At 57.1% G+C, this 16,608-nt stretch carries 15 protein-coding genes; 9 read left to right on the top strand and 6 right to left on the bottom strand.

Annotation, left to right across the window (positions count from 1 at the left end; genetic code table 11):
* Positions 1–8: 8 nt before the first annotated feature.
* The 4 genes from K5Y33_RS04230 to K5Y33_RS04215 all read right to left on the bottom strand — a co-directional run bounded on the left by K5Y33_RS04230 (position 9) and on the right by K5Y33_RS04215 (position 4,430).
* On the bottom strand, positions 9–797 hold the full coding sequence (locus K5Y33_RS04230) for an ABC transporter ATP-binding protein (protein WP_217547516.1): 789 nt from the start codon (positions 795–797) through the stop codon (positions 9–11).
* A gap of 10 nt (positions 798–807) precedes the next feature.
* Positions 808–1,680, bottom strand: a complete 873-nt coding sequence (ntrB, locus tag K5Y33_RS04225) for a nitrate ABC transporter permease (protein ID WP_222233853.1) — start codon at positions 1,678–1,680, stop codon at positions 808–810.
* Positions 1,681–1,691: 11 nt separating this feature from the next.
* Complete coding sequence (locus K5Y33_RS04220) at positions 1,692–2,945, bottom strand: CmpA/NrtA family ABC transporter substrate-binding protein (protein ID WP_110866338.1); 1,254 nt, start codon at positions 2,943–2,945, stop codon at positions 1,692–1,694.
* Between the two features lie 264 nt (positions 2,946–3,209).
* Positions 3,210–4,430 carry a nitrate regulatory protein gene (locus K5Y33_RS04215; protein ID WP_101764125.1) on the bottom strand — a complete coding sequence of 407 codons (1,221 nt, stop codon included), beginning with the start codon at positions 4,428–4,430 and terminating at the stop codon, positions 3,210–3,212.
* Between the two features lie 484 nt (positions 4,431–4,914).
* On the opposite strand from K5Y33_RS04215, the gene K5Y33_RS04210 reads away from it, so the two are divergent.
* The 8 genes from K5Y33_RS04210 (at position 4,915) to K5Y33_RS04175 (ending at position 13,902) form a co-directional block, all read left to right on the top strand.
* Positions 4,915–5,409: an SH3 domain-containing protein gene (locus K5Y33_RS04210; protein WP_222233310.1), complete on the top strand. Its 495-nt coding sequence runs from the start codon at positions 4,915–4,917 to the stop codon at positions 5,407–5,409.
* Between the two features lie 84 nt (positions 5,410–5,493).
* The gene (icmH, locus tag K5Y33_RS04205) at positions 5,494–6,708 is read left to right on the top strand and encodes a type IVB secretion system protein IcmH/DotU (protein WP_101764124.1); all 1,215 of its coding nucleotides are present in this window, start codon (positions 5,494–5,496) and stop codon (positions 6,706–6,708) included.
* Complete coding sequence (gene tssM / locus K5Y33_RS04200; RefSeq protein ID WP_101764123.1) at positions 6,708–8,822, top strand: type VI secretion system membrane subunit TssM; 2,115 nt, start codon at positions 6,708–6,710, stop codon at positions 8,820–8,822. Before icmH ends, tssM begins: the two co-directional genes overlap by 1 nt.
* Positions 8,823–8,835: 13 nt before the next feature.
* Positions 8,836–9,534, top strand: a complete 699-nt coding sequence (tagF, locus tag K5Y33_RS04195; protein ID WP_110866339.1) for a type VI secretion system-associated protein TagF — start codon at positions 8,836–8,838, stop codon at positions 9,532–9,534.
* 33 nt (positions 9,535–9,567) lie between these two features.
* Complete coding sequence (gene tagH / locus K5Y33_RS04190; protein ID WP_217546375.1) at positions 9,568–10,680, top strand: type VI secretion system-associated FHA domain protein TagH; 1,113 nt, start codon at positions 9,568–9,570, stop codon at positions 10,678–10,680.
* Entirely contained in the window at positions 10,677–11,453 is a 777-nt protein-coding gene (locus tag K5Y33_RS04185; protein ID WP_137385968.1) for a PP2C family serine/threonine-protein phosphatase, read from the top strand. Before tagH ends, K5Y33_RS04185 begins: the two co-directional genes overlap by 4 nt.
* A 13-nt stretch (positions 11,454–11,466) precedes the next feature.
* Positions 11,467–12,417, top strand: a complete 951-nt coding sequence (locus K5Y33_RS04180) for a hypothetical protein (RefSeq protein ID WP_110866342.1) — start codon at positions 11,467–11,469, stop codon at positions 12,415–12,417.
* 66 nt (positions 12,418–12,483) lie between these two features.
* On the top strand, positions 12,484–13,902 hold the full coding sequence (locus tag K5Y33_RS04175) for a serine/threonine-protein kinase (protein ID WP_222233309.1): 1,419 nt from the start codon (positions 12,484–12,486) through the stop codon (positions 13,900–13,902).
* Between the two features lie 6 nt (positions 13,903–13,908).
* On the opposite strand, the gene K5Y33_RS04170 is transcribed toward K5Y33_RS04175, so the two are convergent.
* Positions 13,909–14,580 carry a gamma-glutamylcyclotransferase gene (locus K5Y33_RS04170; RefSeq protein ID WP_168197458.1) on the bottom strand — a complete coding sequence of 224 codons (672 nt, stop codon included), beginning with the start codon at positions 14,578–14,580 and terminating at the stop codon, positions 13,909–13,911.
* 237 nt (positions 14,581–14,817) lie between these two features.
* Positions 14,818–15,048: a putative cation transport regulator ChaB gene (chaB, locus tag K5Y33_RS04165; RefSeq protein ID WP_101764116.1), complete on the bottom strand. Its 231-nt coding sequence runs from the start codon at positions 15,046–15,048 to the stop codon at positions 14,818–14,820.
* 367 nt (positions 15,049–15,415) lie between these two features.
* Between chaB and chaA the strand changes: the two genes are divergently transcribed.
* Positions 15,416–16,501, top strand: a complete 1,086-nt coding sequence (gene chaA / locus K5Y33_RS04160) for a sodium-potassium/proton antiporter ChaA (protein WP_110866345.1) — start codon at positions 15,416–15,418, stop codon at positions 16,499–16,501.
* Positions 16,502–16,608: the final 107 nt, after the last annotated feature.

Below are 16,608 nucleotides of genomic sequence, written 5' to 3'. Positions count from 1 at the left end.
TTGTCCCCTTACGCCACAGCCGTTTGCTTTTCATACAGGAAATGCAGAATCCGCTGACGCAGCTGGTGATAGCGCGGCTCGTCGGCCAGCGCTACCCGTGAACGTGGACGCGGCAGGTCGATGTTGAGAATGTCACCGACCTGCGCGGCGGGGCCGTTGGTCATCATCAGCACGCGATCTGACAGCAACACCGCCTCATCGACATCGTGCGTAATCAGCACAATGGTGGTATTGAGCTCCTGCTGGATGCGCATCACGCTGTCTTGCAGATGGGCGCGCGTTAGCGCATCAAGCGCACCGAACGGTTCATCCAGCAGCAGCACTCGCGGCTGCATGGCCAGCGCACGCGCAATCCCGACACGCTGCTTCATGCCGCCGGAGATCTCCGACGGACGCTTATGCAGCGCGTGACTCATCTGCACGCGATTGAGGTTGTGTTCGATCCACTCGCTCATCTCGCTTTTGCTCATTTTTCCTTTGAACACTTGCTGTACCGCCAGCTCCACGTTTTGGTAGGCGGTCAGCCACGGCAGCAACGAATGGTTCTGGAACACCACCGCACGCTCCGGACCGGGACCGCTGATTTCGCGGTTGTCACACAGCAACACGCCGCTACTCGGCTGCGTCAGCCCGGCTATCAAATTGAGAAGCGTGGACTTTCCGCAGCCGGAGTGACCAATCAGGCTGAGAGTTTCACCTTCGTGGATATCAAAACTGACGTTATCGAGGGCGAGGAATTCGCCGCCTGCGGTATTGAAGCGCTGGCTGACCTGCTGTACGCGAATAATTGGATTCATCATCGGCTCCTTATTTTTCCCAGCTAAAGCGGCGTGCCAGTAAAATCAGCGCCTGTTCGAGCAGTAACCCGACCACGCCAATCACCACGATGGCAATCAGGATGTTTTCCACATTGAGGTTGTTCCACTCGTTCCAAATCCAGAAACCGATACCGAGCCCACCGGTTAGCATTTCCGCAGCGACAATCACCAGCCATGCGATGCCCATCGATAAACGCATACCGGTTAACACTGCAGGCAGCACCGCCGGGAACAGAATGCGGCGCATCACTGTCCACTCATTGAGCCGCAGCACGCGCGCCACATTGAGATAATCCTGCGGAATTCGCTGTACGCCTTCGGCGGTGTTGATCACCATCGGCCAGATGGAGCAGATGAAAATGGTCCAGCTTGATGCCGGTTCAGCGCGCTGGAACAGCAGCAGGCCAATCGGCAACCAGGCAAGTGGACTGACCGGACGCAGCAACGCGATGATCGGGTTGAGCATGTGCGCGATAAAGGTAAAACGGCCAATCAGGAATCCGGCGGGAACGCCCACCAGCGCCGCCAGACCAAAGCCGATTGCCACCCGCTGCAGCGAGGCGACCACGTTCCAGCCGATGCCCTGATCGTTGGGCCCGTTGTTGTAAAACGGATCGGCAAACAGCGTGACGGCGGCTTGCCAGGTGGCATATGGCGTGGGGAAGCCTTTACTGGACATTGAAGCCAGTTGCCAGACAAACAGCAGCAGAATCAGGCCGCAACTGGCGGGGATTAGCCGCTGCAGCAGGGGACGGAGCCAGCGTTGACCCCGACGCGGTGCGGGCGTTACCTTGAGTGCAATCACCTGCGCCGGTGGCGCGGCGATCGGCACGGTATTGAGCGAGCGTGCTTCAGATTTCATCATGACCTCACTTAACGGCGTTTAAGGGCAAAACTGTCGGCATAAGCGGCGGGATTGCTGCCGTCCCATACTTTGCCGTCGAACAGTGTGCTGCTGCGCATCTCGCCGGCTGGGACGCTAATGCCGCCCACCGCGCTGGCGGCCTGTTTGTAGATATCAATACGGTTGATCTGACGCGCCACTGCTGCATAATCAGGCGCGGTTTGCACCATGCCCCAGCGCTTCATCTGCGTCAGGAACCACATGCCGTCGGAAATCCACGGGAAGCTCACTTCACCGTCGCGGAAGAAGCGCATACCGTGCGCGTCCTGCCAGCGCTGACCGAGGCCATTTTCGTACTGACCGAGCATGCGCCCTTCCAGCGTTTCCACTTTGGTGTTGATCCACGCGCGTCCGGCCAGCACCTGCGCGGTCTCTTTGCGGTTAGCGTCGGAGGCATCGATCCAGCGCGCGGCTTCCAGCACTGCGGCGGTCAGCGCACGGGCGGTATTGGGGTTCTCTTGCACCCAGGCGGCGCGCGTGGCGAGAATTTTTTCCGGATGATCCGGCCAAATTTGCTGTGTGGTGGTGGCGGTAAAACCGATGTTGTCGCTGATAGCACGCTGGTTCCACGGCTCGCCAACGCAGAAGCCACTCATGTTGCCCATCTTCATGTTCATCACCATTTGCGGTGGCGGGACCACCACGGTGCGCACATCCTCAAACGGGTCGATACCGGCGTTGGCCAGCCAGTAATAGAGCCACATGGCGTGTGTACTGGTTGGGAAGGTATGCGCGAAGGTAAAGCTGCCTTTGGCTTGGCTGGCGATTAATTTTTGCAGGCTGGCCGCATCAGTAACTTTCTGATCTTTAAGCTGATTCGCCAGGGTGATGGCCTGCCCGTTGTTGTTGAGCGTCATCAGGTTAGCCATCTCATGCTGAGGCCCGGCAATGCCCAACTGCAGACCATAAATCATGCCGTACAACGCGTGCGCGGCATCCAATTCGCCAGCGGTGAGCTTGTCGCGCACCGCCGCCCAGCTGGCTTCTTTACTCGGTTGCAGCGTCAGACCGTATTTTTTATCGAAGCCTTTTACTGACGCCATCACCACCGGCGCGCAGTCGGTGAGCGGAATAAAGCCGACGCGAATGTTGCTCTTTTCGGGCGCATCGGAACCGGCAGCCCATACCGCATTGCGTAATCCCGGCAGTAGATAGCTGCCACCGACCGCCGCGCTACCCAGGAGAAATTGACGTCGTGACAATGTGAACCGCGTTTTGCTCATCATGCGCATCCTGAAAAAAAGAATAAAAAAAGGCGTCCTCCCGCATGTCGCAAAAACATGGGGCCGGACGCCTTTATCCAAAGCACTCGCTTCACCGCCGTTGGCGAAACAAATGCGCAATGTCTGTAAGGTATTGCAAAACCTGTGCCAAAAATATCAGGCCGTTTTATCAAGGCTGGCGCTATAAATGCGCTGATGATGCGTCGTTTTTGCACTGCGCTGACGCACTCTACGCACAGGGTTTGTGCAGCTACCTCCTTCGAGTTATGCCTTGAGCGTGGCGGCAACCGCCAGCACCGCCAGGGCTATTTCCAGCACCCGTTTGTTCTGGTTCATGGCGCTCTTACGCAGCGCCTGCCACGCATCCTGCTCGCTGAAACCGTGCTGCTGCATCAACCAGCTTTTCGCCTGATCGATAATTTTGCGTTCATCCAGTGACGCGCGCATCGAGGCGAGTTCATCGGCCTGCGTCTGCAGACGCTGCGACTGCTCACGGATCAACGCCAGCACCGAACGCCCGAGCTGGGGCGCGAGGCCATTGCTGTCCAGCGTGGTTTCAACGCCTGACAGCCAGCTGGCACCCGCGATATAAAGCGAGAAACTGGCCTCTTCTCCGATGGCTATCGGCGGAGATTCACTGTGCTGGGCAGCCGCAATCGCACACTGACAGCGATTCATCAGCGTGGCGCACAGCGTATCTTCAATCTGTTTCATCTGATCGAGACGCGAACTGAGCAGACTAAACCACTGCAACACGCCATTTTCACCGCACTGTGCGCCGGTGCAGGCGATGCGTCTTAGCCGCTCAATTTGGCTGCCGGCATCGGCTATCGCCTGCCAGCGTTGTAGATTTTCCGCATCAGAAAATTGGCTGAAAGTCGCAAAGCTTTGCTCCTGCGCAGCGATCAACACCTGAATGCGCTGCCGTTGCGTCTCGGTAAATTCACCGGCAGCGAATCCCGCCGAACCGGTGGCGCGCTCCTGTCCGGCCAGCTCTTTGCCTTGCATAAAGCTAAATAGCGCGATTAACGCACGCGAGATGTCCGGCTCACTGGCGGTATCCGCCGCTTCAAATACCAGATTGAGTAAGGTGCAGATGATGTGATTAAACGCATCCATCGCCTGCGCCTGCGTCACGGTGCGGCTGTGTACTTGCTGACGCAGCGCCGGCAGACTGTCCAGCGCCTGAAGCGCAGTCGCGATCAGCATGCAAAATCGGCTATAGCCGGGCTGCGCCTCTGCTTCCGGCAGCACCGCCATTGCACGCTGTTCGCGCAGTTCTACCTCCGCAGCGCGCTGTGCTAGCTCTTCACCAAACAGTCGACCAGCCGAGCACAGCCAGATATTGCTGGCTCCACGTTCACGCTGCAGCACATGGATCAATTCACTGATGGCGGTAATCTGTTCGCCGGTCCGCAGCAACCGTTGCAGGCTCGCAATCTCGCTGGCGCGGCTAGCACGTAGATAGTTCAAAGCCCGATTCATTGCTTTCTCCAGCGGTTTAGCGGTGTAAACAGAGGGTCAAGCAAAAGCCATGCCGTGCTGCGTTTAAACGTGGCAGAATTGGGCCCGGAAATTCCGAAATTGAGAAAATTGTTTCGCAAGGCAATCTTTTTTGCTTCATACAAATAGATTAATCTTATTTACCATTTTCGTTTGGTACTAACAGCGACCAAATGCCGTTGCGCTGCCTCGCATCGTTAACTGCAGCGAATAAATTAACTCAGCTTATCTATCACCGTGACTATGTGTTTTATATCATCGGCCTGCGCTGCTTTTTCGCCCGCTAGCACGGGATTTCTCATGGTGCAATGGTTTGAATTCTCAAAAGTCTTAGGTAGACTTAGTTCAGCACTATCTTTCTGTAATCTGTCTGTTTTTTTGATGGCTTTCTCGCTGCTTAATCTGCCTGCCTTAACGGCCCGTGCCGCAGATTACTCTGCAGCTAATCTGATGGAATTTGAGGATCATGGTGAATAAGAGTCTCGTGCTTGTGTTGCTGGCGGTATTAAGTCTGGCTGCTTGCAAAGCGCCACCGCCACCCGTTACAGATGACACGCTGGTAACCAGTGAAGTGAATGGCGTCCAACTGGTCCATCGTCATGCGGTGGCAGCACCTGGCGAATTCACGCCGGTCAATGAGAGTTATCGCGCGCTGTATGCTGCCTCGGTAATGACCACGCCTGATTATGGTGGCAAAGTAGTGCGCTATCTTGATAACGCCAAACCGTTTGAAGTGCTCGGCCGTGTTGAACACAGCTGGCTGGCAGTGGCTGATGAGCCTAACGGCCAGTTAATTGGCTATATTCCGCCGAAAGCGGGCGTGGAGAGCAGCCGTTACGACGCGACCGTTCGAAGCGATCGTCCGCGCCCCCGCCGCAACAGCAAACAGGTTTGTGTGGCCGTTGGCGGCGCCAGCAAGGCTTGTCGCACTAACGATACCGCGACCTGGATTTTAGACTGATAATGCAATCCGGCGCACAATGCCCGCAGAAGCGCTTGCTCTGCGGGCTGTGATTTTCGCCCTTGCCTGGATAACCAAGATTTAATGACTCAGGATTCCCTTGCTCGCGATGGCATTGTCGCGGGCAATGATAACCTTTTGCTTAATGCCGCAGCACCCATCCTGAATGCCGTGGTACGTATACGGCAGGCCGCGACACATGACGATCCTGCCGGATTGCGCCAGTTACTGATCGAAGAGATCCGCCAATTCGAACAACGCTGTAAACAAGCGGGCTTACCTTTTGAGATGATTATCGGCGCGCGCTACTGCCTGTGCAGCGTGCTGGATGAAGCCGCAGCGCAAACGCCGTGGGGCACGCGCGGCGTGTGGTCCGGCAACGGCATGCTGGTCACCTTTCACAATGAAAGCTGGGGCGGAGAGAAAGTTTTCCAGCTGTTGTCGCGCGTATCGCAAAGCCCGCAGCAGCATCTGTGGCTGCTGGAACTGATCCACTATTGCCTGCTGCTCGGTTATGAAGGCCGTTATCGCGGCAGTGACAGCGGCCGCGCGCAGTGTGAAGCCATCCGCAAACGCCTGGCACAACTCATTACGGAACATCGCCCGGCAAGCGCCAATCCGGCGGTGCCGCTGGTGGAAGTGCATCCGCTGGTCAGCACCCTGACGCGTCCGATGGTGCCGCTTTGGGCCTGCGTTACCCTGGCCACTCTGGTGGCGAGCCTGATTTACAGCGGGCTGAACTGGCGACTCGGCAACGCCGCCGAACCGCTGCTGCGCACCATCTATCAAACCCCGCTGCCACAAATCACGCCAGGACGTCGCCCTACTTCCCCTCAAGCGCTGCTCGATCTCCATCAACGTCTGAATGATGTGATTGCCGCCGGACAGCTGGAAGTAAGCGACGGCGCGTTCGGCAGCAAAGTGATCATCCCCGCTGACAAACTGTTCTCCAGCGACGGCACGGTGGTGAATCAGGTGGGACGGGCGCTGCTGGCGCATGTCGCCAGCGCAATGAAAACCGTTAAAGGCACGGTGTTGGTGTCGGTGTACACCGATAACAGCCCGGTCGATGGCCGTTTCGCCTCCAGCTACGAATTCTCCTCTGCGCGCGCACGCGCCATCATGCAGCTGCTTAATCCGCAGCTCGCGGAAGGTCACAGCGTGAAAGCGGAAGGTCGCGGCGACAGCAATCCGCTGCTGCCGAACGACAGTAATGAAAACCGCGCCCGCAATCGTCGGGTGGAAATCACCCTGTTTGTGACACCGGAAACCCTCGGCAATCATCAGGGAGGCCAATGATGCGCGCATCACTGCAACATCTGTTAACCCATCGCCTGCTGTGGAGCCTGATTGGCGTCACGGCATTGAGCTGCGTGCTGTGGATGCTCGGACCGCTGTGGAGCTGGGGCGATACGCGCCCGCTCGAGCCGGTATTGCCGCGCCAGTTAGCGGTGGGTCTGCTCTATCTGCTCTGGCTGCTGTTCCAGTTTATTCCTGCACTGTGGCGCGGCTGGTTTAATAGCAAGTTGCTCAACCGTCTGCAGCAGATGAGCCAGGAAGAGTTATCCGATCGTCAGGCCACCGAAACCCTGCTGGCGCAGCGCTTCAGTGAAGCAGCGCTGCGTTTAAAGCGCACCCAGTTTGGTCGTCGTCATCAGCAGAGCTGGCTGGCACGTTTTCAAAGTCACTACCTTTATCAGCTGCCGTGGTACGTGATGATTGGCGCGCCGGGCGCCGGTAAAACTACCGCGCTACTTAACGCTGGCCTGCAATTCCCGCTCACCGACAGCCTCGGCAAAGCGGCAATTCGCGGCGTGGGCGGCACGCGCCACTGCGATTGGTGGTTCACCGACAGTGCAGTGCTGATCGATACCGCCGGACGTTACGCGCTGCAGGAGAGCCAACGCGCGCGCGATGGCGCGGAGTGGCACAGTTTTATCAATCTGCTAAAGCGCTATCGCACCCGTCAGCCGATCAACGGCGTGATCATGACCATCAGCGTCTCCGATCTGCTGACCGATTCAGCCGAAGCGCGCCATGCGCAGGCCAGCGCGCTACGTGAACGCATGGCGGAGCTGCATCAGCACACCGGCATTCACTTCCCGGTGTATGTGATGGTGACCAAAACCGACCTGCTGAAAGGGTTTATGAGTTTTTACGGCACGCTCAGCAAGCCGCAGCGCGATGCGATTTGGGGCTTCACTTTCCCGTGGGAACCGGGCAAACCGCATAAAGACGACTGGCACCGCAGCTTCAGCCAGCAATATCAGCACTTAGAGCAGCGTTTACAGCAGCAGTTGGCCGACGTCATGGCCGGCGAGCGCGATCTCACCCAGCGCGCCGACAGCTTCCTGTTCCCGCAAGAGTTCAGTTCGCTGCGTCCGCTGCTGAATGAGTATCTCGATGTGGTGTTTTCCAGCCATCAGGAGCCGATCGCCTGGTCGGCGCGCGGCCTGTTCTTCACCAGCGGCACGCAGGAAGGTTTACCGTTTGACCGCATCATGGGCGAGCTGAACCGCAAACTGCAGCTGCCGCACACCGGTGAAAGCAGCCTCGCGGCGTGGAATAGCGTCGATCGCAGCAGTCCGATCCCCGGCAACAAAGGACAGAGTTTCTTTATCCGCGATTTGCTGAGCGATTTAGTGTTCCGCGAGAGCGGCCTGGCGGGCAGCAATCGCCATTGGGAATACCGCAACCGCCTGTTCCACTGGATCGGTTATGGCGTGCTGACCGGCGCACTGCTGCTGCTCTCCTGTTTGTGGCTCACCAGCTATATTCAGAATCAGCGTTATCTGGACCAGGTTGCCGAACGCCTCGCGCCGATCACCACGCAGAGTCAGCAGGTGATCCATCAGCCCGCCGATAATATTTTTGATCTGCTACCCTTCTTAAATAACCTGGTGAAACTGCCGCTCTCCGAGCGTTTTTCCCTCGACAATCCACCGCTTACCATGCGCGTTGGTCTGTATCGCGGCAACCAGGTCAGCGATGCGGCGTGGGCGCTTTATCAAAATGCGCTTAAGTCTTTACTGCTGCCGCGCGTGGCGCAGCAGATCACCAATTTGCTGCGTGACGATCCGGGCACCGATAACGAGTACAGTCGCAATGCGCTGCGGGCCTATCAGATGCTCTATCAGCCGCGCAATTATGACGGCGAGTTTCTGCGTGGCTGGCTGATGCAAAACCTGCAGCGCACGCTGCCGGATGATGTCAGCGCGCGCGATTTGCAGCAGCTCGACTGGCATCTGAGCCAGCTGCTGGATCAGCAAATTCAGTCTTCGCCGTATGCGCGTGACAATGCGTTGATGATGCGCAAGCTTGCGGAGAATCTGAAAAATGCCGGTGACAGCAGCAACACGCTGGCGATTGCGCCGCACGTTGTTTCGCAGCGATTGACCAGACACAGTGAGTAATGGTGAGGTAATCATGCCGACACACACTGCGCCGGGCTGGTACGGCAAGTTACCGGCCACCGGCGATTTTTTGCGCCAGCGTCTGAGCGAAAATACCGTGACGCCGTGGAGCCACTGGTTTCAGCAAGGATTACTGCACTGGCATCAGCAAGCCGATGCCAGCACCGCACAGTTTTTACGTGCGCCGGTGTGGAATTTTGTGTTACCGCTTTCGCCGCTGCGTCAGCAGGTGCAGATGGGCTGCCTGCTGCCGTCATGCGATCGCGTGGGCCGCAGCTGGCCGCTCCTGGCGCTGCGCAGCTTCCCGCTGAGCCACTGGCACAGCGCGCAGCTGGCGATGTCCGGTGACTGGTTCCAGGAACTGGGCGCGCTGCTGCTGCACGCGGTGCGCGATCGACTCAATCCCGATGCGCTGGAGCAGCAGATGCAGCGCCTGTCGCCGCTGCTGGTGCCGGATACGCAGCGCAGCGACATCATGGATGTGATTGGTTTTGATGATTTACCCTGCACGCTGAGCTGGCGTGAAGTGGCTGACAGATTCGATCCGCAGCAGCACATGAGCTACTGGTGGAGTAATCGCAGTGACGGTTTTAGCCATGCCACCCATAAACACAGTGGCCCGCTGACTGCGCAACTTTTTTCATTATTGTTTAACCCGGCGTCTGGTGCACAGCCGGGCCGCAACGGCCTCTATCCACCGATGTTTGAATAGGCCGTGGCGTTTGCCTTGTTAACGGGATGACTCATGCAATTTACCATTGTGCAGTGCAATACGGATGTGCCCGCCAAGACGGTAGCCTTTAAACCGCCCGGCGGCACCATCGGCCGCAGTCAGGATAACGATCTGGTGCTGCCTGACGAATCGCGCGCCATATCGCGTCTGCAGGCGCTGGTGCATCTTTCGCCGGAGGGCGAGTGCCGCCTGACCAATCAGGGCAGCGTCACGTCGGTGGTATTGAACGGCGTCGCGTTGCAACGCGGCTCGCAAGTGGCGTTGCAGGATGGCGACACGCTGCAAATCGGTGAGTATGGGCTCGAAGTCCGCGACCCTAACAACCTGAAAGCCCGCCAGGACGATCCGCTGGCGTTCTTTGCCGACAGCAGCGACGACCCGCTCGGTATGATGCAGGAATCGGAGGTGATTCCCGAGCCGGTTGCGCGTCAGGAGCGCCGCAACGATCCGCGTCTGGCGATTGATCCGCAAAGCGATGCGCCGACGCTGCCAGCCATGTTGCCGGGCGTCTCTCAGGACAAACTAATTGCCGCGCTGCTGGAAGGGATGGGGCTGAACAACGGCCATCAAACCACCATCACCGAAGAGCAGATGCGCGTAACCGGTCGCATGCTGAGCCTGTTTTCGCAAGGCACCGTCGCCCTGCTCTCCTCGCGCTCGATCCTCAAGCGCGGCGTGAAAGCCGACATGACGATGATCCTCAATGAGGCGAATAACCCGTTCAAGATTCTGCCGTCCGGTAAAACCGTATTGATGCAGATGTATCAAAGCCAGATGCCGGGCTTTATGCCGCCGGAACCGGCGGTGCGCGATGCGCTGGTGGATTTGCAGGCGCATCAGCTCGGCATGATTGCCGGTATCCGCGCCATTATTGCCGCCATGCTGCAATCGTTTAACCCGCAGCGCTTAGAAGAAGAAGCACGCAAAGATGGCGTGCTGCCCAAAATGGCGTTCAGTACCGGACGCAAAGCGGCGCTGTGGGATTACTTCTCACGCCACTATCAACGTACCGCTGGCGAAATTGAGGATGACTTCCATACGCTGTTCGGCGAAGCCTTCCTGCATGCCTATGATATGGAAGTGAATCAATATAAAGATTCTCAAACGCGGACCGAAGACGCATGAAGATGATGTTTGCCAGCCGCTGCCAGCAAGGCATGCGCGACGAAAATCAGGATCGTACCGGCGCCGAGCTGGACGATCATAAAGCCTGTTTTCTGGTGTGTGACGGCGTCGCCGGTTTGCCTGGCGGTGATATCGCCGCGCAGCTGGTGCGCGATACGCTGCTAACGCAGCTGCAGCACAGTGCGACGTTCACCCCTGAAAGCACGCGCGCCGCCATCGAACACTGCCAGCAGGTGCTGATTGAGGCACAGGGAAACAATCCGAATTTTTCACGTATGAGCACCACGCTCGCCGCGCTGTTTATCGACCGCGAAAAACAGCGCGCATGGTGGGCGCACGCTGGCGACAGCCGGGTTTATCACTTCCGTCATGGGGTGCTAAATCAGGTGACGCGTGACCACAGTCTGGCCCAGCAGTTACGCGAGGCGGGCTATGAAAATACCGGCATTAACAGTAATTTACTCTATAATGCGCTCGGTGTTGAGCCTGCCCGTCCGGCTACTTTTAGCGAGGTGATTACGCTGGCCGATGGCGATGCGTTTCTGGTTTGCAGCGATGGATTCTGGCTCAATCTCACCACCCACGAAATGGAACTGGCCCTGCGCATGGTGAATGCCTGCGAAGAGTGGCTGACTTTGATGGAACAAGCCGTTAACCGCAGTGTTAAAAGCGACAATCTCAGCGCTCTGGCCGTCTGGATTGGCGAACCGCAGGAAGCGACGCTGCTTTATTCCCAGGCTGATGCGGCACGTTTTCTGCCGTCACGTTATTGATCCAAGGATGCTTATGAAAGTGTGGTTGACGGGCTTCGCAACCCTGTTGCTGGCCGTAAATGCGCAGGCAGAAGATTATCGCGTGGTGTATTCCCCGAGCCTGTCATTAGAAGTCTACATTGATGACGTGGCGAGCAAAGCGCCCAACGACTGGTGCAAAGAGACGCTGCCGCTGCGCATCGTCTCGGGCAAAAGCACCGACTCCAGCATCCTGACCAGCTTCCTGCCGCGCGTCGGTACGCTGCTGGCGAATCAGTGCGGCCTGCTGGATGAACTGCCGTGGCAGATGACCAATAAAGAGGGCAGCGTGCTGGCTAACGGCAGCGCGGCCAAATTACAGAACTGGCGCCCGATCGTGCTGAACGATGCCACCGCCAGCGCCACCACCAGCAACGCCGCGCCGCTCGATTTGTCACGCCCGGCGGATAGCACGCCGCTGCAGCACTTTGCCTTGCCGGGCGGCTGCCATTTCCGTACCTGGTGGGATGACAAAGGCGAATCGCTGTTTATCCCGGATAACCCGAATCAGCACTGCTCCACCGAAGGCTGGCTGGAAGGCCCGAGCGAAATGACGCTGATGAGCGCTGGCAAAACCCATAATCTGGCGCTGAACTTCTATCAGGGCTACCCGATTGCAGATTTAAAAATGAGCGGTCCGCCGCTGGAAGTGGTCTCGGTGAATAACCAGCGCATGATTGTTACGCGTCCGGATGCCGATGATAGCTGGTTAGTGCTGCCGTTTGATGCACAACAGCATGTGTGGCGTTTTAGCGGCACACTACTGGTGAAGATGGACAAAACCGCCGATCAGGGCAGCGATGTGCTGAAAAAGCGGGTTGAGACGTTACGCGGCGTTTGGTCGCCGCAATTTATGCCACAGCAAAAAGTGACTGTGTTACTGATTGACACCCTGCATGCGGATCTCGCCGATCCGGCGATTGGTGCCTGGCGTAACATTAATTAATTAGCGGTCGTTGCCTGCCGTCATCGTGATGACGGGGCGCTACAGGACGTGTTCAGAGAGTTCACTATGTCGGCAAACGAAAACCATACACCTAACGCCCTCACTGCGGGCTACCGGTTTAATGAATTTGAAATCAAGGAAGTGATTGGCGGCGGCGGCTTCGGCATTGTTTATCGTGCCTGGGATCATCAGCTGGAACGCACCATCGCGATCAAAGAGTACATGCCCGTCTCGTTGGCGGTGCGTGCTGCAGATATGTCGCTGGAACTGCGCGGAGAGCGTTTCCATAAGCTGTTTACCGCCGGTCGTAATAGCTTTATTCAGGAGGCGCGCCTGCTGGCACGCTTCAATCATCCCGGCTTGCTGCACGTGCTGCGCTTCTGGGAAGAGAACGGCACCGCCTACATGGGCACGCTTTATTACAGCGGCATGACGCTGAAAGAGTGGCAGATCACCAGTCCGGACAGCATTGACGAGAACTGGATCCGTCGTCTGCTACCGCCGCTGTTTGGCGCCATTGATACTATCCACGCCGCCGGTTATCTGCATCGCGATATCTCGCTGGATAACATCCAGATTCAGGAAAACCAGCTGCCGGTGCTGCTTGATTTTGGCTCGGCGCGCAAAGAGATCGGCAACCTCTCGGATGAAACCGAGATCATGCTGAAGCCCGGCTTTGCGCCGATTGAGCAGTACAGCGAAGAAGGCGAAATAGAGCAAGGTCCGTGGACCGATATCTATGCGCTAGGCGCGGTGCTGCACAACCTGATCACCGGCCATGCACCGCCGGTGAGCGTGGTGCGCTGCATTGAGGATAACTATCAGCCGCTGGTGGAGCGCAAGCCGGAAGGCTATTCGCTGCCGCTGCTGCACGCCATTGACTGCGCGTTAGCCATGAAGCCAGCAGATCGTCCGCAAAGCATTGATGCCTTTGCCAGCTTGATCGATCTGCCGGTCAGCGATGTCGAAGCGCTCTCCACCACTATTCCGCTCGTGGCTGAGCCGGTTGTGCCGGTGGAGCCGAGTGTTGCAACGCCGGAACCGCAAGTGTTGGCCGTCAATCATGCTGCTGCTGCCGTGGAACCTTTGACGCCGCGCAACGTGCGTCGTTTGTCGCCAGGTTTAGTGGTGGCCGCTGCGATTGCGGTGCTGGCGGTTGTGGTGGTGGTTTGGAAAGCGAATCATCACAGCGAAGCACCGCCGGTTGCCGCCAGCACCGCGCCCGCTGCGCCTGCTGCCGCAGCAGGCAACAGTGTAGCGAGCAGCGCACCGACGGTGGCGACGGTTTATCTGCGTTTGCAGGCGGGTGAGAATGTGATGCTGAATGGCGAAGCCCGCGATGTGAAGCCCTCCTCCAGCGGATTCGCTTCACTGAATCTGGCGGCGGGGAACTATCGCATTGAGGTGCGTAACGGCAACCAGGTGCATAGCCAATCGCTGACCATCGATAAGCCGGGAACCTGGCTGATTAATCCGGCGCAGTAATCCGTATCAGCGCGCTGCCGAATGACTCTGCAGCGCTCTGACATCTGCTGCCAGGCGCGTCAATGCCGCTTCCTGCATGCCACGTTTGCCTAGCTCCTGCTCCAGCGCGTAGAGGTATTGTGCGTTGGTGCCGAGCGGACCGCTGGCCTGGGCAATCAACGGCGCAATGGTGCTGCGGCAGGAATCGGTTTCATACAGCGGATGACGCGGATCCATGATAAACACCAGCGCGGTGACGTTGCGTCCATCCTCCAGCTCCAGTTCACACCAGGTTGGCAGATAGCAGCCGGTGATCATTTCACGCTTCCACAGCAGCTCCAGCTCATCATGCAAACGCGATTCCGGTAAACGGAACGCCAGTCCGCTGGTGGAACCGCCCTCTTTCAGCGCCAGCATACGGCCAGGCGCGGTTACGGTGCCGCGACCGGCAATCAGACGCAGGCAAAACGCACGGTGCCAGCCCTCTAAACGACCCGGCGCCACTTCGGCCGCTTCAAAAATGGGATTCCACATCAGCGAGCCGTAGCCAAAAATCCACACCGGGCTTTGGTCAGGACGACAGGCCAGCGTCGCGGACAGCGATGCCGCACGCTTTTCACAGCTCCAGAACAACGCTTCATCAATATCGCCAAACGATGTTTTACAATCTGCTTTTAACAAAAATTCCCGCGTTAACACTGTGGTCTCCTCTACTACGCTGACATCTTGCCGGTGTGGTTCCTCAAAACTGATGTCTACAGGCGACGCTCATTGCATCGTCTTAAGAGAAGACATTAATTCATTTTTAACAAAACATTCAAGATTGACCCCGATCACAAAAGGGAAATTCTGTGTAAATAGCATCGGCTGCCTGGTGAGGAACTTGAATGGCGAAGGGAAAAGTGCGAGGCGGGCCGCACCGGCCCGCAAGACAAACTAGTTTTTAGGGTGCCACTTGTCATCGTCACCTTTTGAGTACTCATGCTTGACTGCTGCCCAGGCGACTTTGTGTGCCACCTCTTCGCGCGACTCATCGCCACGCCGGTCGTCGGGATCTTTGTATTGGTCCCAGGCGCTGTTAAAGGCCTTTTGATAGATGGTTTGCGCGTGAGCCGGCAGGACATGACGCACGCTGTCTGGCAGCTCTTTGTTTGATGAATAAGGCATATTTCCTCCGGTTTCATACCCAGGGTTTAAGTCTGGATCATCTGGGTCAAAACGCAAACTGATACTTTCACTGGCAGATAGCGTAAAAAAGGTTTAAACCTCTATAAACTTCACCCTATACGACGATTAACCAGACCAATCTCATCTTTAATTGGTTGAGTGACTCATGCAACATAATGAATACAGGCGTTAATCCAGCGATAACACACTCTTTTGGCGTGTTATGCATAATAAACGCTTTTGGTAAAATCGCGTAAAGTCACAGCAGCACAGCTGATGAAAAGTTACACTGCGTTACGTCAGAAAACTCATTATATTTATCAGGCAATGATTGCCTGCTTTGTACTTTTTCCGGAGAGGATGGTAAATGCCTGGACATGAGAAAACCCGCCATACCGAGTACTCACTGATTTTCCCCGTTGCTGCGCTGGCGGTGCTGAGCTTCTTCGGCAACCAGACAGCGCTTCTGCCGGTTATCGGCATCAACCTGTTGGCATTAGTTGCCATTCTGTTTAGCGCCTTCAGCGTGGTGCGTCACGCCGACGTGCTGGCACACCGTTTAGGCGAACCTTATGGCTCGCTGATTCTTAGTCTTTCCGTCGTCATACTTGAAGTGAGTCTGATCTCCGCGCTGATGGCCACCGGCGATGCCGCGCCCGCGCTAATGCGCGACACGCTCTACTCGATCATCATGATTGTGACCGCCGGTTTAGTCGGCTTTGCCCTGCTGCTGGGCGGACGCAAGTTTGCCACGCAGTACGTTAATCTGGCGGGCGTAAAACAGTACATGATCGCCATTTTCCCGCTGGCGATTCTGGTGCTGGTGTTCCCCAATGCGTTACCTGGCGGTAACTTCACGACCACGCAGGCGCTGATCATCGCGGCGATTTCTGCGGCCATGTACGGCGTGTTCCTGCTGATTCAAACCAAAACCCACCAAAGCCTGTTCGTTTATGAGCATGAAGATGATGGCGACGATCCGCACCACGGTAAGCCTTCTGCACACAGCTCGTTGTGGCACACCGCATGGCTGATCGTGCATCTGATTGCGGTGATTACCGTGACCAAGATGAACGCCAATCCGCTGGAAAGTCTGCTGACAGAACTGAACGCCCCGGCGCAGTTCACCGGCTTCCTGGTGGCGCTGTTGATCCTGTCGCCGGAAGGTTTAGGTGCAATCAAAGCGGTACTGATGAATCAAGTCCAGCGTGCTATGAATCTGTTCTTCGGTTCGGTGCTGGCGACCATTTCACTGACGGTGCCTGCAGTGACCATCATCGCTACCCTGACCGACCAGCAATTGGTGTTCGGCCTTGAGCCACCGCAGATGGTGATCATGAGCGCCGTGCTGATCCTGTGCCACATCTCGTTCTCAACGGGCCGCACCAACGTGTTGAACGGTGCCGCGCATCTGGCGCTGTTTGCCGGGTATTTGTTGACGATTATGCTGTGAGACTAGCGGTCGGCATAAATGCCAACCTTACGGAAATCGTGCATGTTGTAGGATCGCCATTAATGGCGACCAGCCAATAAAAAAGGCGCCATCGGCGCCTTTTTCAT

Origin of the sequence: Pantoea sp. DY-17 (genome assembly GCF_019795975.1) — a bacterium.
GTDB classification, from domain to species: Bacteria; Pseudomonadota; Gammaproteobacteria; order Enterobacterales; family Enterobacteriaceae; genus Pantoea; species Pantoea leporis.
Note: the sequence above shows the minus strand (reverse complement) of the source record. Positions and strands in the feature narration are given on the sequence as shown.